Here is a 22,826-nt window from a genome sequence, read left to right as displayed (position 1 = left end):
ATTTAATAAATAAATTTAGTTAAATCTTACATTTATTCAGGTTTTACTAGAGATAATGCTGATGACTTGAAGAATAAGTTCCAATGACGTATCAAAATGAAATACAGACTTTAACCCATCTCGCTACCACCTTTCGCGAAGCTTTGGATCACGTAACCAATGGCTTTATTACCGGTGCGTTTAGTAAATTTCCCAAGGAATGTGGTTCGGATGCTTGTGATCTGTTGCAATATTATTTACTTAATGTCCATTATATTAAGTCTGATTATCGGGTGGGAAAAGTTCAGATTTCTTCACGCACACCAGAAATCGCGCACTGTTACCTAGTGGTTAATGGGGTCATTCTTGATCTTACCGCCGATCAGTTTCATAAAGAATGGTTCCCTAAAGTGATTGTTTGTGAAAGTGCACAGTATCCTTTAACCCCTTATTTTAAATATGTTCGCAGTAAATCGGGACAGGATTTGATTCCATTAAATCCTTACTTACAGTCTATTTATGACCAGGTGGTAAAATATCTGGAAAGAAAATAGCTCGAACTTTCAAATAAGTGATTCGAGTATAAAACGAGATGATGTTATTTTATACTCGAATAACCCTCAACTTATTCAAAGCCTGATTAAAAACAAATATCAACGCCAGGCTAAGAGTGAACTATTTCACTTTGCTGATCCGGCAAAGACATCATTTGTAAATGCTCAAAGAATTGATGCATATTGCTTGCCCATTTGTTTGTATCAAGATCGGCAATAAGATAAGTGTGCATGTCTTCAAGCAAATCTATAGCGTGAATTTGCACCCGCTGGGCAAAATGCGATTGCTGTACATAACTGATCGGTAAAATCGCAAGTCCCACATCCAGACTGACACAACTCACAATGCCATCCAGACTCCCCATTTCAATGATGTTGACTGCCGGAAGATGGTATGAAGACAGAAATAAATCTATTGCTTTGCGATAGCTACAACCTTGCTTAAAGGCAATAAATTTCTTTTGCAGTAGATATTCTTTAGAAAGTTGTGGGGGTGCTTTTTTTGAAGAAATTAACACCAGCTTCTCGGTCCAGACATGAAAATTAAACATGCCTTCAATCGGGGCATGATTGGCAACAAATGCACAATCCAGCTTTGAAGCTTTCACCAAATCAATCAGCTCCCTGCTGGGTGCAGTTGATAATGCAAAAGGAAAATCAGGCGTTGATTCTTGCAGATTACGAAACAAGGCAGGAAGCCTGACCGCCGCCGTTGTCTCCATACTGCCAATCTCTAAAGGGAAATTGGCAGCAAGCTGATGATGAGCAAATGTATCCAGCAGCTCTTTTTGTAAGTGGAGCATTTTTTCTGCATAGCCATATAACTGCATACCTGCTCGGGTGGGCTGCACCGGATTTTGCCGATGTAACAGTTCAACCTTCAGTTCTGTTTCCAGTTTTTTGATATGGCTGGTGACATTGGACTGCACCGTATGCAGGACCTTCGCCGCTTCAGAAAAGCTACCTAGCTTTACCACCCGCATAAATATTTCTAAAGACTTAATCTGCATCGCTATCACTATTAAAGATAGTTGGTATCAATTCAAATCATTTTACATGATTAACATCTGTTGTTTAAATCTTATTGAATTTTTCGGGATCTAGAGAAGATACAGAATGAACGCTTCTAAACTTATATTTTTAATCTGTATTTTAAGCGGTTTGAGCTATGGACTGTTTTTAGTGGACACCAAAGTGTTTGGCAAAGCACGGCCCTTAGATCACCTCAACTCTCGTGATTAAATCGTGATATTGAAAAAATGAGCACGATGAATACAACAATCTCCAAGCAAGGCCCGCTTAAATCAGCATTCAGTGCAGCACTGGTAATGGCGATTGGCATGGGTTTTGGCCGCTTTGCATTTACGGCAGTCTATCCACATATGATTGCGGAAGGCATCTTGAGTTTGCATAGTGCCAGTATCACGGCATCGGCCAATTACGCAGGCTATTTATTCGGGGCTTTATTCGCAATTAAGATTCAGTCACAGCATAGCTATGCCACCACAGTATTTGCCACTATAGGTACGACACTTTGCCTCATCCTGCTTGCTTATGTGGATTCAGCTTCGGTGATTATTTTTATTCGTGGTCTTGCCGGTGTATTGAGTGCTTTCGCCATGGTTTCAGCCTCGTTATGGCTGCTAGAACAACAGAAACAAAGCCATCAAGCCCCTATTTTATATGCTGGTGTAGGGCTTGGGATTGCCTTGTCCGCTGAACTTTTGGTTTTTGGTACACAACTGGGTTGGCAGAGTAAAAGCTTATGGTTATTTCTTGGCGCATCGAGTTTGATACTGGGTTTGGTTGCTATTGCAGGGTTATCCCGAGCTCAGCCCCAACCAGCTTTCGAATCGAATCTATCTCATAACTATGCTAAAACACCCAAAGCTATATCATTGATTATGATCTATGCCTTGGCAGGCTTTGGCTACATTATCACAGCGACCTATTTACCTTTGCTAGTGAAACAGGCCTTACCAAATATTGAGGCAGCACACATCTGGGCAATCTTCGGTTTGGGTGCGATTCCTTCCTGTTTTTTCTGGCATTATCTCCATAACAGACTGGGGACACGAGTCGCTTTATCTTCTAATCTGGGATTACAGGCCATCGGTGTAGTATTACCCATCATTATCCCAACCGCATGGGGTTATCTGTTAAGCGCGCTACTGGTGGGTGGAACCTTTATGGGAACGGTGACCATTGCCATGCCAGTAGCACAGCGAATCACAAAACAAAGCAAAAGTAATTTAATTGCCATCATGACCGTGGTGTATGGCCTCGGTCAGATCATTGGGCCAATCACAGCAAATGCCCTATTCACCATCTACCATACGCTCAACAGTTCACTCATCACCGCAGCGACTGCATTATTGATTGCAACACTGATGAGTCTTAAATCAACTAAGACGATTCATTAAGCTGAAACAGAGGATTTAAAAAACCTTCATCTGCTTGTATTGTTGTAGCTCATCCAAGGAGTTAATGCTATGACAAAACAGGCTCTGCTTCTGAAATGCCACCGTCTGCGCCTCTAGTTGTTGGAAACAAGGTCGCAAGCTGAGTTTATTCTCAGTGATTGCTTGTTCCAGCACGGGCAGACTGTCACGCTTTAGCAAACAAAATGGATATAACCCATCTCCATTGATGGTGACGTAGGCCACCTGTGCTTGAGGAGTCTTGTGCAAAGCTCGATGCAATTTGGCTAAAACCTGATTGGGAATATAAGTCACATCACAGGGAATAAATAAAACATAGTCAGCTTTAATATGCGACCATGCGCTTTTCATACCCATTAATGGGCCTAAAAAACCCTGCTGATCATCGGCATAGCATTGAATATCTGGTTCAATCTGTTGATAAATCGAACGGTCACGATGGCTATTCACCCAGATTTGCTGGACTTGATGCTTAAAGTGCTCAGAAATTTTTAACAGCTGAATCTGATCATCAAACTGTTGCAACAGCTTGTTCACGCCATTCATTCGACGCGCTTGCCCCCCCGCCAAGATCACCAAATCTGTAGCGGGATATTCGATATTCATGCTTCTGCCTCCAGTTGACAGATTTTAATCAAGCCGCGTATCTCAGGTAAACAAGAACCACAATTTCCACCCGCTTTTAAACAGGCCGTGACTTGTTTTTCATGGCTGATGTTTTGCGTCTTGATGGCTTCGATAATCTTATTTTTACCCACTTTAAAGCAACTACAAACTAGTGGTCCATCATTATTTGCAGCGGACATCGGCATACCCGCCAGCAAGGCTTTACGATGCAAGGCACTTAATCGTTCACGTTTGAACAGACTCGCCACCCAATCCCGATTTGGCAATAACTCAGCCGGTGCAATATATAAACTGGCAATCAGGATACCGTCTTTTAAAATCACACTATGACTGAGTTGCGATGAAATATCTTCAAGGCTTAACCATTCATAGGTTTCATCGACAAAAGGCAAAAAGCTTTTTAAATTCTTTTGGGTTTGGTCAAGACTTTGGCGATCGGCCAGTTCATAACGAATGGCTTTTGCGGTTTTGATCTTGGTCCACCAAGCACAACGTTGTAAGGATGCTTTAATCTGATGTTCAAAGCCTTCACGGACATAAAGCACCCCTTGCCAAGTGGTATGGAAGGGCTGAATGGCTACAGGGGTATGTTTAAACTCTGGCTCACCTGAAATCACATCCACCACAGGATTGACCACTTTACCAATCCGCGCATCAGAAGCGACTTGCTCAGTCCAGTGAATCGGGGCGAAGATTTGGCCACGACGCACACCTTGTGCCAAGGTCACACGCAGCACGCAACGGCCCCATTCCGAGCGAACTTCGACCAAAGCTTTATCACGGATACCGAATTTTAACGCATCATTCGGATGAATCTCGCAGAATGGTTCCGCACGATGCGTAGTCAGGTTTGCCGATAAACCGGTACGGGTCATGGTATGCCATTGGTCACGAATCCGTCCCGTGTTCAACACCAATGGATAATCTTCGGAGATCGCATGCACTGGATCGATGGCAACGGTTGGAATCAGTTTAGCTTTTTGGTTTTTATGACTAAAACTGCCACGATCAAATAACTGTTCCACCGCGATGCTTTGCCCTTTCTCCCACACAGGCCATTGTGTTGGACGTAAATGGTTATATTCATCCAGACTTAAATTCATTAAGCCTTTTAAATTGAAATAACGGAAATTTTCAACTTGCTCACGTTGATCAACACTGGCATTTTGATAGGCCGATAAAGCCGCATGTTCATTAAAAATGTCACAAGCATTGCTAAACTCGAAACCCGTAAAATCGAGTTTTTTTGCAACCTGTGCCACCGCCCACCAATCCGCTTTGGCTTGCTTGGGTGGATTTAAAAAGGCACGTTGCCGCGAAATACGGCGCTCAGAATTGGTGACTGTGCCATCTTTTTCACCCCAACCTAGCGCGGGTAATAATACATCGGCATAAGCCGTGGTATCGGTATCTACACAAATATCCGAGACCACCACAAACTCACATTTTTCCAAGGCACATTTGACTTGATCTGCATCGGGCAGGCTCACCACCGGATTGGTCGCCATAATCCAGATGGCCTTGATTTTGCCACTCTCTACCGCTTGAAATAGATCCACTGCTTTTAAGCCCGCTTGTTTGGCTATCACAGGACTGTTCCAGAAGCTTTGCACCAGATGTTGATGTGACGGATTATCCAGATCCAGATGTGCTGCCAGCATATTGGCCAATCCTCCCACTTCACGACCGCCCATGGCATTGGGTTGACCGGTCATGGAAAATGGCGCTGCACCTAACTTACCAATTTTTCCAGTGAGTAAATGACAGTTGATAATACTATTGGCTTTATTCACGCCTTGAGAAGATTGATTGACCCCCATCGAAAACAAGGTGATCACCTTTTCTGTTTGAGCAAACTTATCAAAAAACAGCTGTAATTTTTCTGCAGAAATTCCGGTACGTTTCACCAAAGCATTAACATTTTGCTCGCTTTCACTTGCAGCTACCAATGCCGCTAAACCTTCGGTATAGGTCTCTACAAAATGATGGTCGGTGTAATCATGATGATAAAGATGCTGAAACAGGCCATTAAATAGGGCCACATCCTGACCAGGTAGAATCGGCAAATGCAAATCCGCTTGCTCACAAGTACTGGTAAAACGGGGATCGACCACCACCACAAACAAATCAGGATTGTTGCTCTTGGCTTGCATGATGCGTTGATACAGAACAGGATGACACCATGCCGTATTAGAACCAACCAGAATCACCATATCGGTATGTTCAAAATCTTCATAACTGGCAGGGACGATATCTTCACCGAAAGCACGTTTATGCGCTGCAACTGCAGACGACATACATAGGCGTGAATTGGTATCAATATTGGCAGTACCCAAATAGCCTTTTACAAACTTGTTCACCACATAATAGTCTTCGGTCAACAACTGACCTGAAACATAAAATGCAACGCTGTCAGCGCCATATTGATCAATACACGCTTGGAACTGGTCTGCAATTTTTTCAATCGCCTGATCCCATGTCGTCACTTGACGATGGTTTTTACGGCCAAACATCGGATGCAAGACACGGGTTTCCAAGCCTAGCGTATCGGCCAAATTACTGCCTTTAATGCAGAGTCGTCCGAAGTTGGAAGGATGATCCAGACTTCCTGCAACTTGTACTGTTGTGCCATGCGTTTTATGTTGGACACTGACATCCACACCACAACCCACACCACAATAAGGACAGGTTGTTTTGGTAATAATTGTTTCTGCTTGATCGGAGCGACTGTGTTCTAAATTTTGAATACTGTTCATGACTGCCCCTTTTACCTAGTTAATCCGCTGAACTTTACAGTCAACTAAAAAATCATTCTGAGTTCTTCTCCAGTTTCAGCTTAAACAATCTTTCTAAAACTAGATTTTTCTCATCACACACTACCGTGACAGGCGGCATGGATGCCGCCTTGTTGAACTGCGGTAGCAAGGACGTACCGTCAGTTCAACAAAGGATTTTTGTTACTTTTCATCCTTGAAAAGTAAGGCAATGCCTTTACAAATAACATCAGCCCATACATGAAATATGCGGCAATGCCATTAATGCATAACCTATTCTTCACGAAAAAGTTAGCTTTTACCCTGCCTTTTTCATTGCAAAATCCTTACCAAATAACAGCTTATTTCTAAAGCTAGAAACAGGGGTTTGATCTGCAATCAACTCGGCATACCACATCCCATCTTCCGTATCACCAAACAGAACCGCACCAATCACTTTGTCTTTCTGGATAATGATGCGTTTATAAATTTGACGCTTGTCATCATTGAGGATGATGTCTTCATAATCTTCTTTCGGCTCAAAGTTCCCGGCAGAGAACACATCGACACCGCTGACTTTTAACTGCGTTGGTACAGTCGGTGATTTAAAGGTTAAGCTGCCATGTTCAGCCAAATGCGTTGCACAGATAAAGGCTTGTCCCCATAGCGGTTCAACCAGACCAAAGGTTTGATTACGATGCTCGATACATTCACCTACCGCATAAATACTTGGGTCAAAAGTTTGCATGGTGTCATTCACCAAGATGCCACGGTTACAACGCAGTCCTGCACGTTGAGCCAAAGCTATATTTGGACGAATCCCAACCGCAAAAATCACCAAATCGGCATCCAATACCGTTCCATCTTTAAGTCGGACTTGACTGACATGACCGTCTACACCAAGCAATGCTTCAGTATTGGCTTCGGTAATAATATTGATGCCCTTTTGCTCAATACTATGACGCAACATACGGCTGGCACGGCCATCCAACTGACGTTCCATGATGCGATCCATCAGGTGTAGTACGGTCACATTCATGCCACGTTGTTTCAAGCCATATGCCGCTTCCAGACCCAATAAACCGCCACCAATCACCACAGCATTCTTCTTGCTTTCACAATATTTGATCATGGTATTCACATCATAAATATCACGGAAGCTGATCACACCTTTTAGGTCTACACCTTGCACAGGTGGAATAAACGGCGATGAACCTGTGGCAATGATCAGACGGTCATAATCAACACTTTCACCTTTCTCGGTATGTACTACTTTGCGAGTACGATCAATCTTGATTGCAGGGTCATCGGCAATAAATTTGATGCCTTTGTCGCTGTACCATGCATGTGGATGCAGCATGATGTCGTCAATGGTTTTTTCACCGGAAAGTACGGGCGACAACATAATACGGTTGTAATTGCCCCAAGGTTCCTCGCCAATCACGGTGATGTCATAACGCTCTGGAGCCATATCCAGTAAGTCTTCCAGACAGCGCATCCCCGCCAAACCATTACCAATCAACACCAGTTTCAGCTTTTCTTGAGCAACACCATTGTTGGTAATATAAGTCTTTTGCGGAACAGCCCCGACCCACACCCGACCATTTTCAATTTTGGTTGGAAAAACTAACAGCTTTTGATCTTTATCTTCCAAACAACGACCCGTCGCTAAACTGAAATGTTGCTTATAAATCGGCGATGCAATCACGCGTTCACCTTGTAAATCGCCAATGATGCCGCGACACATTACATTGGCTTGGCTGAATGGATCTTTATTGCTAAGCGCATAAATCCGCTTTTCGTGACCGACACGAAACAGCGCCACCGATTGACCTTCAATCAATGCGCCGACACCTGTATTTGGTGTGATATCTTCCAACGCACAGACCTCAACCCATTGATTTTCTGGCAGCATATTGATGTTCTTTAAACTGGTCATGTGAGTTCTCCTTATGCTTCAACCATGGGGATACGATCGACTGAACGTTCAGCGTCATTTAATGGGCGAATCTGATCACGTACTTGAGTAAATTGAATATGTGGATCAGCTTGCTGTTCTGCACTGGCATTGATATAGGTTTGGAAACGTTTACGGATTTCAGGATCTTCAACTGCGGTACGCCATTCATCTTGATAAGTCCCAATCACATGACTCATACGGCTTTCGAGTTCTTCAGCCAATCCTAAGGAGTCATCGACAATCACTGATTTGAGATAATCCAGGCCACCTTCCATATTGTCACGCCAGACACTAGTACGTTGTAAACGATCGGCAGTCTGGATATAGAACATAAAGAAACGGTCGATATAACGAATCAGGGTTTCGGTATCAAGATCAGAAGCCAATAATTCTGCATGACGTGGTTTCATGCCGCCATTGCCGCAAACATATAGGTTCCAGCCTTTCTCGGTGGCAATCACCCCGACATCTTTACCTTGCGCTTCGGCGCATTCACGGGTACAGCCCGACACCGCCATTTTTAGTTTATGCGGTGAACGTAGGCCTTTATAGCGGTTCTCGAGCTCAATCGCCAAGCCCACAGAATCATCGACGCCATAACGGCACCAGGTACTACCGACACATGATTTCACGGTACGTAAGGATTTACCGTAAGCATGACCTGATTCAAAACCAGCTGCGTTAAGCTCTTCCCAAATAAACGGCAGTTGATGGATTTGCGCACCAAATAAGTCAACACGTTGTCCACCGGTAATTTTTGTATAGAGCTTATATTTCTTGGCAATTTGACCGACAGCAATTAAGCCATCTGGCGTGACTTCGCCACCTGCCATACGCGGCACCACCGAGTAAGAACCATCTTTTTGGATATTACCCAAGTAGTAATCATTACTGTCTTGTAGACCTGCATGGCTGGGTTCAAGTACGAAATCATTCCAGCAGGATGCCAGAATATTGGCTGCCATCGGTTTACAAATATCACAGCCTAGACCATGACCATGTTGCTGAATCAGATCATCAAAGGTCTTGATTTCATTGACACGAACCAGGTGATAAATTTCTTGGCGTGAGTACGGGAAGTGTTCACAGACATGGTTATTCACCGTTACGCCTTGGCGCTGTAACTCGGACTTCAACACTTGCGTCACTAACGGCGCACAGCCGCCACACGCCGTCGCTGCTTTGGTACATTTTTTCAAAGCACCGAGTGAGGTTGAACCGTCACAAATCGCTTGGCAAATATCAGCTTTAGAAACGTTATTACATGAACAAATGGTGGCACTATCAGGCAATAAATCGACACCACTGCCGCCTGCTTTGGCACCTGAATCGGCAAAGCCAGGCATAATCAAGCTTTCAGGGGTTTCCGGGAGTGCCAGCCCATTCAGCATCATTTGTAGCAGGTCATTATATTCTTTGGCATCACCGACCAAGACCGCACCAAGCAATTTGGTCTTGTCTGCATCCACCACGATCTTTTTATAAACCAGTGCATCCTCATCCGCATAGAAATAGCTGAGTGAGTTTGGGGTCATGCCATGCGCATCACCCACAGATGCCACATCAACCCCCATCAACTTCAACTTGGTGCTCATATCTGCACCCGCGAAACAATGGGTTTCTTCTTCTAGAATATGTTTTGCGGCAATACGTGCCATGTCATAGCCCGGTGCGACTAAGCCATAAATTTTATTGTCCCACAGTGCACATTCACCAATCGCATAGATATGTTGATCTGAGGTTTGGCAATAATCATTGATTTTAATCCCGCCACGTTCACCCAACGCTAAACCACTCACCCGCGCTAATTCATCACGTGGGCGAATACCTGCTGAGAATAAAATAATATCTGTTTCCAGTTCACTACCGTCAGCAAATTTCATCACATGGGTTGCGCTTTCACCCGCTTCAATACATTGCGTCGCTTTTTGGGTATGGACTTTAACCCCAAGATTTTCAATTTTACGGCGCAATACTTTACCGCCAAGATCATCGATCTGTACCGCCATCAAACGCGGCGCAAATTCCACCACATGGGTTTCTAGATTTAAATCACGTAGCGCTTTAGCTGCTTCCAGACCCAATAAACCCCCACCAATCACCACACCTGTCTTCGCATTCTGACTTGCTGCACGAATCGCATCCAAGTCTTCAATGGTACGATAGACAAAACAGTTTTCACGATCATTGCCTGAAATTGGTGGAACAAAGGCATATGAACCTGTCGCCAAGACCAGTTTGTCATAATGAATCACATCGCCTAAATTGGTGGTCACCGTTTGCTCAGCAGGATTGATCTCAACCGCTTTAGTATTTAACCGGAGGTCAATCCCATGCGCATCGGCAAAGTCAAAACGCGCCAGTGATAAGTCTTTTGCTGTCTTACCAGAGAAGTATTCAGTCAAATGAACTCGGTCATAGGCAATACGTGGTTCTTCAGCAAGAATGGTAATTTCCAGTTCATCATCCGCTTTTTCCAGGATGGCTTCGATGAATTTATGCCCCACCATACCGTGACCAATCATCACTAATTTCATTGTGTTTCTCCCAAAATCTGTCCAATGATTAAGCTATGCTGCTGTGTTCTGAGCCACGTTCTAAAACGGCCTGTTCAAACAGGCGTTGTTCTTTTTCTTTATGTTCGACTGAAAAGCGGATCAACATGACTGAACATGCGGCAAACACCACCAGACCACCTAACACCATCAAGCAGGTTTGAATATCGACCATACCTTTTAACAAGAAGCCCGCTGCAACTGCACCGACATTGCCGCCTGCGCCAATAATGCCTGCCACACCGCCTAAAGCATCACGATCAATGAATGGCACTAAAGCATAAGTTGCACCACAAGCCATATGGGTAAACAACGCAAAAACCGTCATACTGATCATGGCAAGCGCAACGCTATTCATTTGTGAAAACAGCATCAGGAATAAGCCTTCACCCAAGATCAGGATAAACAGCACTTTAGTACGACCATCCAGTCCTTTTTTCAGAGCAACCTTATCTGAAACCAGCCCACCCAGCGCACGGGCAAACAGCGCCAATAAACCAAAGATTCCCGCAGCCAGACCCGCTTCCTTTAAGCCAAAATTGAAGTGCTCGACGTAATACATCGCAATGATGTTGTGCATGAAAATTTCGATACCGAAACACGCGGCATAAGAGGCAAATAAGATCCAGACACGATAGTTGCGTGCAGCATGCATCAAGATCGCAACACCGCCTTTTTTATCATTTCCAACCACCACACCTTGTGCACGCAATGCTTTAAAGTCGCCTTGAGGGCTGTCTTGGGTCAGTTTCCAGTAAAGGATACCGACAATCACCATCATCACACCCGGGACGATCAGCGCAATTCTCCAACCCATGGCTTGTTCAACACCAAACATCACCAATGCAGCCAATAGCAATGGCATCAAAGCTTGTGTAGCACCACCACCGGCATTCCCCCAACCCGCTGAAGTGGCATTGGCGGTTCCCACCACATTGGGCGCAAACATAATGCTGGTATGGTATTGCGTGATCACGAAGCTGGCACCGATGGCACCAATCAGTAGCCGGAAGAACAGGAAAGACTCATAACTGTTAGCAGCGGCCACACCAAATACTGGAATGCTGCCAATCAGCAACAAAGCAGTATAGGTTTTACGTGGGCCATATTTATCACAGAGCGGCCCGACAATAAGGCGGACTACAATCGTGATTGCAACAGCAGCAATATTGATATTTGCGATCTGGTCTTTGCTTAAATGGAATTCACCTGCGATCACTGGCATTAACGGCGCACAGGCAAACCAGGCAAAGAAGCAAACAAAGAAAGCCAGCCAGCTCATGTGGAATGCCCGCATTGCTGGTGCAGAAAAGTTAAATAACTTGATTGAAGTTGCTTTTTTAGCAGATAAATCTATAGACATTGCCATCTCCCATACTGAACGTAATTTGCTTTGCTGACACATCAGGTTGTGTCAACAAATCGATCAGATCGGACATCGTTGGCCGTCTTAAACATTTCTAAGTCATCTTTGACTCATGGAATATTTAGCAATTGCTATGCCAACTTTTTAAAAGATTAAATAAAAAACCAATAACCATTTGTTTTATATAAAATCTATACAGAATAAGCATATTAAACACTTAGGCTTTTTACTAATGAGGGGACTAAAAACAGGAAATAATCTGATTTAAGGCAAAATCACAATTGCTTCAAAAAAACTCTTTTTTTGCACCAAGAATGCGCAAATTTATTTTGTATTAGCGGGTCAATGCTTTTTCATTTTTCTTTGTATTAATTGCAGTACACTCCTATCTATTAAGCATCTGGCGATGAATGCATTTCCAGATTTAACCCTTTATTGACTGGCATTAAATTTGCTTCAAAACAATCGTCTCTACCCTATACCGCACATGACTTTAGATGTGCTTTGACTTAGCCTTTGACCTTTATACTTATGCCGAAACTCAAGATCGCTCTTATTGATGACGACCAGGCTCGGGCTGAATACCTAAAAGCATGCTTGATTGAACATGACTTTGATGTGGTGGCTTGTTTTACGCTGGATCACTTCAATCTATTTAAACTGGAACACCTGCAAGCAGATGTGATTCTGCTGGATATGGATCATCCACATCGTGATGTGATTGAAAGTTGTGTCAGCAACTTTGACCTTCCAACCGTGCTGTTCACCAAAAATGCAGATAAGGACACCATTAAACAAACCATTGACGCGGGCATTACCGCCTATATTGTCGATGGTATTGATCCAAGCCGCTTACATACCATTCTGGATATTTCAATTGAGCAATATAAGAAACATAAAAAACTGGAAGGTGACCTCAAAGATGCCAAGACCAAACTGGCTGATCGTAAAGATATTGAAAAAGCCAAAGTGTTGCTGATGCAATTGCATGGGCTGACTGAAGATACCGCCTTTCAACTGCTCAGAAAAAATGCCATGAGCCATCGTATGACCATCGGAGAAATGGCACGGCGCCTGCTCGATGCCCAGCAACTGTTAAATAATCAATTAAAGGATGAGTAAATGATTCATTCTGTCGCATTAGAAAAAACTGAATTACAACTGGGCTATATTCCTTTACTCGACTGTGTTGCCCTGCTGTGGGCCAAGCAGCGTGGTTTTTTTGCTGAAATCGGCTTAGAAGTAAATCTGGTCAAAGAAGCTTCTTGGGCCAGTTTACGCGATCGACTGGCCTTTGGCCTGCTGGATGCAGCGCATTGCTTATCGGCAATGCTTCCTGCGGCGGCCATCGGGGCTGACCAGATTGGTATCCCACTGCAAACACCTTTGGTACTGAGTGAAAATCGCGCTTTCATTAGCATCAGCCAGAAACTTTGCTATCAACTGAATATTGATTCTCACGATTCGGCCGAGTCTTCTGCACAAAAAATCGTTGAATATATCCAGAATAATCACCCTTTATCCCTCGCGCATGTATTTCAGTATTCAATTCATCATTACTGCTTAAGAGAATGGTTGGCCCTAGCCAGTCCTGAATTGGCACAATCCATTCAGCTGAAAATCTTACCGCCACCGTATATGGTAGAAGCCATCAGCAATCATCTGATCGATGGATTTTGTGTGGGCGAACCCTGGAATACACAAGCTGAAATTCAGGGCCTGAGCCATATGGTCTGCTCCAGCCAACAAATCATCCCGAGTGTTGCAGATAAGGTGCTTGCCGTGACACAGGACTGGGCCAGACAACATCCTAATACGTTAATTGCACTCAGTCGTGCCATTCTGAAAGCCCAACAGGAATTACGGGAACTGCAAGACTTTAGGCAGGTATGGCAAATGCTGGTGGAGTTTGATGTGATTCAATTTCCATGTTCAGCGGAGATTCATGTCGAGAAATATTTCAGCATTCAGAAGATTATCCGGAATTTAGTGCAAAACAGCGCTGAACCTAAAGTAGAAGATTTTGAATGGCTGTTTCAGCAAATGCATAAATGGAATGATTTGGAGCCGAAACCAAGCACTTATCTTGAGCAGGCACAGCACTGTATCTTAGGATCGATTTATCAGGCAGCCCAAGCAAGTTAAATCTAGGACAAAAAAAAGCTGTCTTGAAGTTCCAAGACAGCATTGAAAGACCCATAAGAGCAGACGCCAATCAAAAGTCAGCTCTTAAGTGATTGTTATGATATGGAACTCATGCATATCTTTTTCGGACATTTTTATGTCATTAACTGCCATCTAAAACCCGTGTTTTCATCATTTTTGCCAATGGTCATCACAACCCTAATGTTCAATCCATAAGCAGTATGCCTACCAACAATCCAGCCTTTATCTCCAACTTGATCAGGCACAGCTGGTTATATGAAAAATCAATCTTTATCTGATCCCATAGCAGGAAAATGCACGACCAAACACCCAAATTAAATATTTTAAAAACATAAGCTTATACAAATAAAAGCCAAAGCTGTATTCAGCTTTTCAAAGCAACCCGACCATCCCTTAGTGTTTAAAATACGATATAAAAATCAACAGCCAGCCGCCAGATTGACTGCTGAGTTACACAAATCCCATGAACGAAATGGGGTAATTCAGTTTAAAATACAAAAAAACGAAAATACGCTGAAATTTGTCATATTTTAACATTGCCAATTCCTTGCAAAGTTTTCATTATATGCACCATGCTTGGTATGCAATATTCTTCATCGATTAAAACAAATTATAAAAAAATTGCAGAATTTTATGCCATAATAAGCAAACTTTGCAGACATCTTGCAAAAAACATTTGCAGTTTTAGAATTGGAGCAGGCTGAATGAGCTCAACCATTTTGGTGATTCACGGACCGAATTTGAACTTGCTAGGAAAGCGCGAACCAGAAGTTTATGGTTATCTCACTTTAGAGGATATTAACCAGCAACTCACTGCTCAGGCTAAACACGCATCACTCACACTAGATTCTTTTCAAAGCAATTGGGAAGGTGCGATTGTCGATCGCATTCATCAGGCACAAGCTGAAGGGGTGAAATTCATCATTATCAACCCTGCTGCCCTGACCCATACATCGGTTGCTTTACGCGATGCCCTACTCGGCGTTGCGATCCCGTTTATTGAGGTTCATTTGTCAAATGTTCACGCGCGTGAAGCATTTCGTCATCACTCATATTTATCAGATAAGGCCATTGGCGTGATTTGTGGCTTAGGTGCGAAGGGTTATTCCTTTGCACTCGATTACGCTATCGAAAAAATTCAATCTTCTAACTAATTTTAAACACATTAGGAATGCTCACTCATGGATATCCGTAAAATCAAGAAGCTCATCGACTTGATGATTGAATCTGACTTACAGGCGATTGAAGTTAAGGAAGGTGACCAGTCCATCTCGTTAACTCGTCCTACACCTGTTTATGCAGCAGCACCGGTTGCAGCAGCACCAGCAGCATCTGCCCCAGCAGCGCCAGCAGCAAAAACACCACGTGGTGCAGTTGAAACTTCACCAATGGTAGGTGTGTTCTATGCCGCACAAAGCCCGGGTGAAGCACCATTTGTAAATGTAGGTCAAACAGTTTCTGCGGGTGAAACACTCGGTATCATCGAAGCGATGAAAATCATGAACCCGATCGAAGCAACCAAGAGCGGTGTCATTGAAGAAATTTTAGTGAAAAATGGCGAAGTGATCCAATTCGGTCAACCACTTTTCCGCTACCGTGCTTAATTTGTCTGGGGATTCCGATGTTGCAAAAAGTATTAATTGCAAACCGTGGTGAAATCGCTTTACGAATTACTCGGGCTTGTAAAACTCTTGGCATTAAAACAGTAGGTATCTATTCAGATGCCGACAAAGACTTGATGCATTTACGCTTCGTTGACGAAGCAGTATGTATTGGGCCAGGTACCACAAGTGAAAGCTATTTAAATATTCCTGCAATTATTACTGCTGCAGAAATTACAGGTGCAGATGCAATCCATCCTGGTTATGGCTTCCTGTCTGAAAATGCTGAATTTGCTGAAATTGTAGAAAGCTCAGGTTTCATTTTCATTGGTCCTCGCCCTGAACATATCCGCCTCATGGGAAATAAGGTTTCTGCCATTATTGCCATGAAAAAGTCGGGTGTTCCAACCGTACCAGGTTGTGATCATGCGGTTACCATTCACAACGCACTTGCTGAAGCCAAAGAAATTGGCTTTCCATTGATCGTAAAAGCCGCTTCTGGTGGTGGTGGTCGTGGTATGCGTATTGTCGAACGTGTCGATACCCTGCTGGAATCAGTTCAGGCTGCACAGCGTGATGCTGAAATGTGGTTCGGTGATGATACCGTGTATATGGAGCGTTTCTTACAGAAACCTCGCCATGTTGAAGTACAGGTTCTCGGTGATGGGAATGGTCATGCGATTCACTTATATGATCGTGACTGCTCGTTACAGCGCCGCCATCAAAAAGTGCTAGAAGAAGCACCTGCGCCAAACTTACCAGAACAAGCGCGTGCGGATATTCTGGAAGCATGTGTCAATGCGTGTAAATTGATGCAGTATCGTGGCGCGGGAACATTCGAGTTCTTGTTTGAAGACGGTGAATTCTTCTTCATTGAAATGAATACACGTGTTCAGGTTGAACATCCTGTGACTGAGATGGTGACAGGCGTGGACATTATTGAACAGCAACTTCGTATTGCTGCGGGTTTAGGCTTAGCGCTTGAACAGGAACAAATCGAAGTCAAAGGCCATGCGATTGAATGTCGTATCAATGCCGAAGATCCAACTACATTCCTGCCTTCACCAGGCAAGATTGAAAGCTTCTATGCACCGGGTGGTGCGGGCATTCGCCTAGATTCACATATTTATCAAGGTTATAGCATTCCGCCTTACTATGATTCAATGATTGCAAAATTGATTGCCCATGGTAAAGATCGTGAAACCTCTCTGGCCCGTATGCGCCAAGCCTTAGATGAAATGATTTTGACAGGAATTAAAACCAATATTCCTTTGCATAAAGATCTTATCCTGCAAGATAAGAACTTCTGTGAACAGGCAATGGATATTCATTACCTCGAAAAACACTTGCTCAAACAGCTTGAACCGCAAGCTGAAAAAGCCTAAATAAAAAAGCCTCTTATTTAAGAGGCTTTTTTATATCTGTTTATTGATTAAGGCAATACGCGGCGTAAGGTTGCAAAGCATTTATCGCCCTTCTCGCTGGCACAGAAATCAATGGTGTGATCGTTTGACCATTTTACGAAATATTGGGAAACCTCGCCTGTTTGATCCTGAGCTTGGCCAGAACAATCTTTTTCATTATTGTCATACTTGATCTGCAAGATCAGCGCGGGTAAGCGCTCTTGATGATCTTCAGAAGGCTGATAATCATATAAACCGTACGACCACTCCTGTCCGCTTTTAATCACTACATCGCTGGAACCACGAAAATTATAGTATTCCACGCATTTCTTATTATTTGGAATTTCCATTCCCCATAACCCCATAATTTCAGGGCGCGTGGTTACACGAATCGCATTCGCTTTAGCCACTTGCTGAGGCGTTGGTGCTGTCTTGTTATTTACGACCGTCTCGGCCATAGTCCATGTTGAGCAAGCCCATAATAATCCAATAATATAAATATTTTTCATAGATTTAATTAAGTCGTCATCTAAAACGGTGCATGCGCTTAAATTAGCATATTTTTTGATAAAAACACGCATTCATAACCATATAAACACAATATTTTTGGCATGTAATTTAATTGATTGTTCTGTTATTTTTTCAGGTATTCTATTTTACAACTTATATTTATTTTTACTTTATAACAATTTAGCTTTAGGGATAAAAGCCATGAAGTTTTCAGAATATGTGCAATACGATGGTCTTGGACTGGCCCAACTAGTCAAAACAAAACAAGTCCAGGCTTCCGAATTGCTGGACATTGCACTACAACGCACCCAACAGGTCAATCCCAAGCTCAATGCTGTGATTATTCCCATGTACGAACATGCAAAACAGCGCGCAAGCCAACAACGTTCTGGCGCCTTTGCAGGTGTTCCGTTTCTGGTGAAGGATCTGTTTCAGGAATACCAAGGCATCCCGACCTCCTATGGTAGCCATGCCCTTAAAAATCGAAATTACGTCCCTGATTTTAATGCTGAAATTGTCAATCGCTGGGAAAATACCGGTATTGTCACTTTTGGCCGGACCAACACGCCAGAGTTTGGCATAAAAGGCATTACCGAACCTGATGCGTGGGGTGCATGTCATAACCCGTGGAATTTAAAGCATAATAGCGGCGGTTCTTCAGGCGGTTCAGCCTCTGCGGTAGCGGCAGGTCTTGTCCCGATTGCGGGTGCAGGTGATGGCGGTGGTTCAATCCGTATCCCCGCTTCTTATTGCGGTCTCTTTGGCTTAAAACCAAGTCGCGGACGTACGCCGTGGGGACCACAATTTAGTGAAGCCATGCACGGCGCAGCCATGCAGCATGTTCTAAGCAAAACTGTACGTGATAGTGCTGCCATGCTTGATGCCGAGCAAGGCCCTGAACAAACCTCACTATTTAGAATTGAAGCGCCAGCACAAAAATACAGCGACATCATTCAACAACCTACTAAAAAGCTCAGAATCGCGTTTAATACCCGATCCCCAATTGGCACCAAAGTCTCTCAAGATGCGATTCAAGCAGTGCAGAAAACCGCAAAACTGCTGGAATCATTGGGACATATGGTGGTGGAAGATCAACCCAAAATTGATGGTTTGGCCTTGGCAAAAGACTTCGTGACCACATGGTTTAGCCAGTTTTCTTATATGCAGGCACAAATCAAACAGCAATATGGGGCAACCGATCAAGACTTTGAACTGGATTCAATCGCATTAGCCGCTTTTGGAGCCAAAACTACGGCAACAGAATATATTCATACCCTTGATAATTGGGGCCTCTATAGCACCCAGATGAATATTTTCTTTGAACAATATGACCTGTATCTTACCCCTAGCACTGCTTCGGTGGCGCCAAAGAACGGTGAAGTTGCGACCCCAGCCTGGCAGAAACCGATATTGAAAGGCTTGTTAAAACTGGGCAAAGCGCATTATCTCGCTCAAGGTAAACTGGTCGAAAAGATGGTACAGGACAACCTGAGCTGGGTCCCTTTTACCCAGTTAGCCAATGTCACCGGCTTGCCGGCCATGTCAGTTCCCCTCTACTGGAATAAACAAGGCTTGCCACTGGGTAGTCAGTTTATCGCGCCGTTTGGACGGGAAGATCGCTTGCTACAACTGGCAGCACAGCTTGAACAGGCACAACCCTGGATGCTTCAATATCAGCATATCCGGCTCTAGACTAGCTTTTGGCTGCCGTTTCAAGCTGATTCGGTAGCCATACCACCAATAATAGCCCCAGCAACACCACAGCACTGGCACAGAAAAAGATGGTCATGCCTGAAAGCATCTGCCAGTAGTGCCCTGCCAATAAGCTGCCAGACGCTACACCTAAGCCCCACATGGTGCTATACAGCGCTTGTCCACGGCCTTGTTGCTCTGCCGAAAAATTCTGGAAAATGATTTTCATGGCGATCAGATGGAACAGGCCAAAACTAAAGGCATGTAAGCATTGCGTGAGTAATTGTCCAATATAATTGCTCTCTAATATCCCCACCAGCCACCAGCGCAGACTGGTGAGCAACAGACAAACCACCACCAGTGTCCGCCAAGAAAAGCGGGTAAAAAAGACTTTTTGCGCGACCGCAAACATGACAATCTCAGCGATCACCCCCATCGCCCATAAACTACCGATTTGTGTGGTACTAAATCCAATCTCTTTAAGGAAATTACTATAGAAACTATAAAATGGCGCCAATGAAAATAATAAAATAAATTCAATGCTAAAGAATGCGGCCACAACAGGTTTTTTTAGAACAGGCCACAAGGGTTGTAATTTTTTTTGCGAGCTCGGCGCATGCTCTGGTTCTTTAATGCTAAATGACCAGAGAAAGGCCAGAAATGAAATCGCTAAAAGTAATATTGGCAGCATGGAGATCGGAATAATCTCCAGTAAGGCGCCAATCACAAATACCCCGACAATAAACCCGACTGAACCCCACTTCCGTACTTTGCCATACAGTTCAGCCCGTTTCTCGCCCAGCCAGAATAAGGTCACGCCTTCAAACTGCGCCAGAATGGCATTTTGAAAGAAACTAAAAATCAGCATCAATAATGCAACCGATTGAAAGCTATTTGGAATCACAAATATAGCGAACCAGATACAGGCTTCCATCCAGGTGGCAATACGTACCAGTAGCATGCGTTTGCCAGACTTATCGGCAATCCAGCCCCAGATCAGCGGTGCAAAAAAACGGGTAATAATGGCGATGGAAGAAAGAATGCCAATCTCTTGATAGTTGAACCCCTGATCTTGCAGATACAGGTTCCAATACGGCATGAAAGTCCCAACGATGGCATAGTAGAAAAAATAGAAGCCTGACAGCCGAGTATTGATTGTAAGTGATGGCATTGAACTAGGTACACTAAGCTAAAAATTCCAGCCAATGAAATAAAAATGCTTTTATTTTTAATCGGCTTCAGGAAATGCATGATACCTTGAAATACGCTAGATGCCATATCTCTTTCAGATTCTTTATAAACTTTTGCTACAGCAAATTTATTTGTCTTTTTTGCCATTGCCCTAAAACACCAGCTTAGCCGATTCACCTTACTCTGATCTACTTGTAAATTTAACAATAAATTTCAATTGCTTAATGATTTATTAATGATCAAATTCAAAAATGTAATACATTTCTATTTACCATTAAAATTATATCGTATACGATATTCAAAATAACTAGAGCGATACCGTTAAGGAAAACGTGATGTCAGGTCAATTTAAGAAACAACTCTCACTCATGGATCTCACCTTCATTGGTTTAGGTGCCATATTTGGTTCAGGATGGTTATTTTCTGCTAGCCATGTCGCGGCACAAGCCGGTCCCGCAGGTATTATTTCCTGGCTGATTGGCGGTTTTGCCGTTCTCATTTTAGGGATTATCTATTGTGAACTCGGCGCAGCTCTGCCTAGAGCTGGAGGGATTATCCGCTATCCGGTATTTTCCCATGGCCCCTTGCAAGGATATCTGCTTGGTTCAATTACGGTCATTGCATTTTCAAGCCTGATCGCCATTGAGGTGGTTGCAGCCCGCGAATATGCAGCCGCCTGGTTTCCCTCACTGACAGTTATCCATGATGGTATCCGCTCACCGAGTGTTATCGGTTGGCTATTTCAATTTGCACTGTTATGTCTGTTTTTTGCGCTCAATTATTTCAGTATCAAAACTTTTGCTGTCGCCAATAATATTATTAGTATTTTAAAGTTTGCAGTCCCAGTTTTAGTCATTGTAGCCCTCCTGTATCACTTTAAACCTGCAAATTTTAGCATGACTGAATTTGCACCAATGGGAGCACAAGGCGTACAAGGCGCTGTTTCAGCAGGTGGGATTATTTTTGCATATCTCGGTCTCACGCCTATTATTTCTGTTGCAAGTGAAGTAAAACGCCCACAATTCACCATTCCATTTGCCTTGATTTTATCTGTTGTCCTGGCCACCGTGATTTATGTGGTCTTACAAGTTGCTTTCCTAGGGGCAGTACCAACAGAAATGTTAAATCATGGTTGGCAAGGCCTAAGCAATCAGTTCCCGCTTCCCTATCGTGATATTGCCATGTTACTGGGTTTAGGATGGCTAGCCATACTGGTCGTATCCGATGCCATTATCTCACCTTCCGGTTGCGGTAATATCTATATGGCAGCCACGCCACGGGTCATCTATGCCTGGTCAAACAGTAATACATTTTTCCGTATCTTTACTCGAGTGGACCCGAAATCAGGTATTCCGCGTTATGCATTATGGCTGACTTTTGCATTATCACTGTTTTGGACCATGCCATTTCCTTCTTGGGAAAAGCTTATCTCTGTAGTTTCAGCCGCATTGGTTCTCAGTTATGCGCTTGCCCCTATTACTGTCGGTGCTTTACGCCGTAATGCACCAGATTTACCACGCCCATTCTTCGTAAAAGGCTTTACATTTCTGGGTCCGGTTTCTTTCATCATTGCCTCATTTATTGTGTATTGGTCTGGCTGGAATGTGATTTCGTGGTTACTTGGTTCACAAATTGTCTTGTTTGTTCTTTATGTGCTCTTTAAACGCTATGTACCAACACATGAAGTCAGTTTGGCTCAACAATTGAAATCTTCTGGCTGGCTCATTAGCTATTACATTTTAATGATCGTTGCATCCTATTTAGGTAGTTTTGGTGAAGGTGCTTCCCATGTGCTTGCAGCACCTATGGATACCCTACTGGTTATGGTGATTGCGATCACTTGTTACTACTGGGGTATCAATTCAGGTTTGCCAAAAGCCATGATTAAAGATGACAACGAAGCTTAATAACGATCCTTACTGAGAAAGCCAATTGTCGAGATGTTGTAGCTGCCAAGCATTGTATATGAAATACGCTGAGCAACCCTGCCTCTCAAAAATTTTCAATCGATTCGTCAACATAAACACA

Annotated in this window: 17 protein-coding genes; 9 read left to right on the top strand and 8 right to left on the bottom strand. The window is 43.5% G+C overall.

Annotation, left to right across the window (positions count from 1 at the left end; all coding sequences use genetic code 11):
* The first annotated feature begins 83 nt into the window (after positions 1-83).
* Positions 84-533 (top strand): hypothetical protein, encoded by a 450-nt coding sequence (locus JO943_RS01025; RefSeq protein WP_005230165.1) that lies wholly within the window; start codon positions 84-86, stop codon positions 531-533.
* Positions 534-643: 110 nt separating this feature from the next.
* Here the strand turns inward: JO943_RS01025 and JO943_RS01020 are convergent, their stop codons facing one another.
* Entirely contained in the window at positions 644-1,543 is a 900-nt protein-coding gene (locus JO943_RS01020; RefSeq protein ID WP_202739720.1) for a LysR family transcriptional regulator, read from the bottom strand.
* Positions 1,544-1,801: 258 nt separating this feature from the next.
* Here JO943_RS01020 and JO943_RS01015 point away from each other — a divergent pair, with 258 nt between their 5' ends.
* Complete coding sequence (locus tag JO943_RS01015; RefSeq protein ID WP_202739719.1) at positions 1,802-2,956, top strand: YbfB/YjiJ family MFS transporter; 1,155 nt, start codon at positions 1,802-1,804, stop codon at positions 2,954-2,956.
* Between the two features lie 15 nt (positions 2,957-2,971).
* Here JO943_RS01015 and JO943_RS01010 read toward each other — a convergent pair whose 3' ends face one another.
* From JO943_RS01010 to JO943_RS00990, 5 genes are all read right to left on the bottom strand, one after another.
* Positions 2,972-3,580, bottom strand: a complete 609-nt coding sequence (locus JO943_RS01010) for a molybdenum cofactor guanylyltransferase (RefSeq protein WP_202739718.1) — start codon at positions 3,578-3,580, stop codon at positions 2,972-2,974.
* On the bottom strand, positions 3,577-6,357 hold the full coding sequence (locus tag JO943_RS01005; protein WP_202739717.1) for a nitrate reductase: 2,781 nt from the start codon (positions 6,355-6,357) through the stop codon (positions 3,577-3,579). Before JO943_RS01005 ends, JO943_RS01010 begins: the two co-directional genes overlap by 4 nt.
* 316 nt (positions 6,358-6,673) lie before the next feature.
* Positions 6,674-8,293: a nitrite reductase small subunit NirD gene (gene nirD, locus JO943_RS01000; RefSeq protein ID WP_202739716.1), complete on the bottom strand. Its 1,620-nt coding sequence runs from the start codon at positions 8,291-8,293 to the stop codon at positions 6,674-6,676.
* Between the two features lie 11 nt (positions 8,294-8,304).
* Positions 8,305-10,851, bottom strand: coding sequence for a nitrite reductase large subunit NirB (nirB, locus tag JO943_RS00995; protein WP_202739715.1), 2,547 nt, complete (start codon positions 10,849-10,851; stop codon positions 8,305-8,307).
* A gap of 28 nt (positions 10,852-10,879) precedes the next feature.
* Positions 10,880-12,232: an MFS transporter gene (locus tag JO943_RS00990; protein WP_376746133.1), complete on the bottom strand. Its 1,353-nt coding sequence runs from the start codon at positions 12,230-12,232 to the stop codon at positions 10,880-10,882.
* A gap of 534 nt (positions 12,233-12,766) precedes the next feature.
* Here JO943_RS00990 and JO943_RS00985 point away from each other — a divergent pair.
* The 5 genes from JO943_RS00985 (at position 12,767) to accC (ending at position 17,387) form a co-directional block, all read left to right on the top strand.
* On the top strand, positions 12,767-13,357 hold the full coding sequence (locus JO943_RS00985; RefSeq protein WP_004771946.1) for an ANTAR domain-containing response regulator: 591 nt from the start codon (positions 12,767-12,769) through the stop codon (positions 13,355-13,357).
* Complete coding sequence (locus JO943_RS00980; RefSeq protein ID WP_202739713.1) at positions 13,358-14,380, top strand: ABC transporter substrate-binding protein; 1,023 nt, start codon at positions 13,358-13,360, stop codon at positions 14,378-14,380. It abuts the gene before it with no gap.
* Positions 14,381-15,105: 725 nt separating this feature from the next.
* Positions 15,106-15,555 carry a type II 3-dehydroquinate dehydratase gene (gene aroQ, locus JO943_RS00975; protein ID WP_009515629.1) on the top strand — a complete coding sequence of 150 codons (450 nt, stop codon included), beginning with the start codon at positions 15,106-15,108 and terminating at the stop codon, positions 15,553-15,555.
* Between the two features lie 27 nt (positions 15,556-15,582).
* Complete coding sequence (gene accB, locus JO943_RS00970) at positions 15,583-16,005, top strand: acetyl-CoA carboxylase biotin carboxyl carrier protein (protein ID WP_004771941.1); 423 nt, start codon at positions 15,583-15,585, stop codon at positions 16,003-16,005.
* A 17-nt stretch (positions 16,006-16,022) separates the two neighbouring features.
* Entirely contained in the window at positions 16,023-17,387 is a 1,365-nt protein-coding gene (accC, locus tag JO943_RS00965) for an acetyl-CoA carboxylase biotin carboxylase subunit (RefSeq protein WP_005285498.1), read from the top strand.
* A gap of 47 nt (positions 17,388-17,434) precedes the next feature.
* Here accC and JO943_RS00960 read toward each other — a convergent pair whose 3' ends face one another.
* Positions 17,435-17,914, bottom strand: coding sequence for a hypothetical protein (locus JO943_RS00960; RefSeq protein ID WP_032869232.1), 480 nt, complete (start codon positions 17,912-17,914; stop codon positions 17,435-17,437).
* 202 nt (positions 17,915-18,116) lie between these two features.
* On the opposite strand from JO943_RS00960, the gene JO943_RS00955 reads away from it, so the two are divergent.
* Positions 18,117-19,607, top strand: coding sequence for an amidase (locus JO943_RS00955; RefSeq protein WP_202739712.1), 1,491 nt, complete (start codon positions 18,117-18,119; stop codon positions 19,605-19,607).
* A gap of 1 nt (position 19,608) precedes the next feature.
* Here the strand turns inward: JO943_RS00955 and JO943_RS00950 are convergent, their stop codons facing one another.
* Positions 19,609-20,778 (bottom strand): MFS transporter, encoded by a 1,170-nt coding sequence (locus tag JO943_RS00950; RefSeq protein ID WP_202739711.1) that lies wholly within the window; start codon positions 20,776-20,778, stop codon positions 19,609-19,611.
* Positions 20,779-21,133: 355 nt separating this feature from the next.
* Between JO943_RS00950 and JO943_RS00945 the strand changes: the two genes are divergently transcribed.
* Positions 21,134-22,705, top strand: a complete 1,572-nt coding sequence (locus JO943_RS00945; RefSeq protein ID WP_202739710.1) for an APC family permease — start codon at positions 21,134-21,136, stop codon at positions 22,703-22,705.
* Positions 22,706-22,826: the final 121 nt, after the last annotated feature.

This window comes from Acinetobacter sp. 'aerobic (ED)', from assembly GCF_904886855.1.
In the GTDB taxonomy this organism is placed as follows: Bacteria; Pseudomonadota; Gammaproteobacteria; order Pseudomonadales; family Moraxellaceae; genus Acinetobacter; species Acinetobacter courvalinii.
Note: the sequence above shows the minus strand (reverse complement) of the source record. Positions and strands in the feature narration are given on the sequence as shown.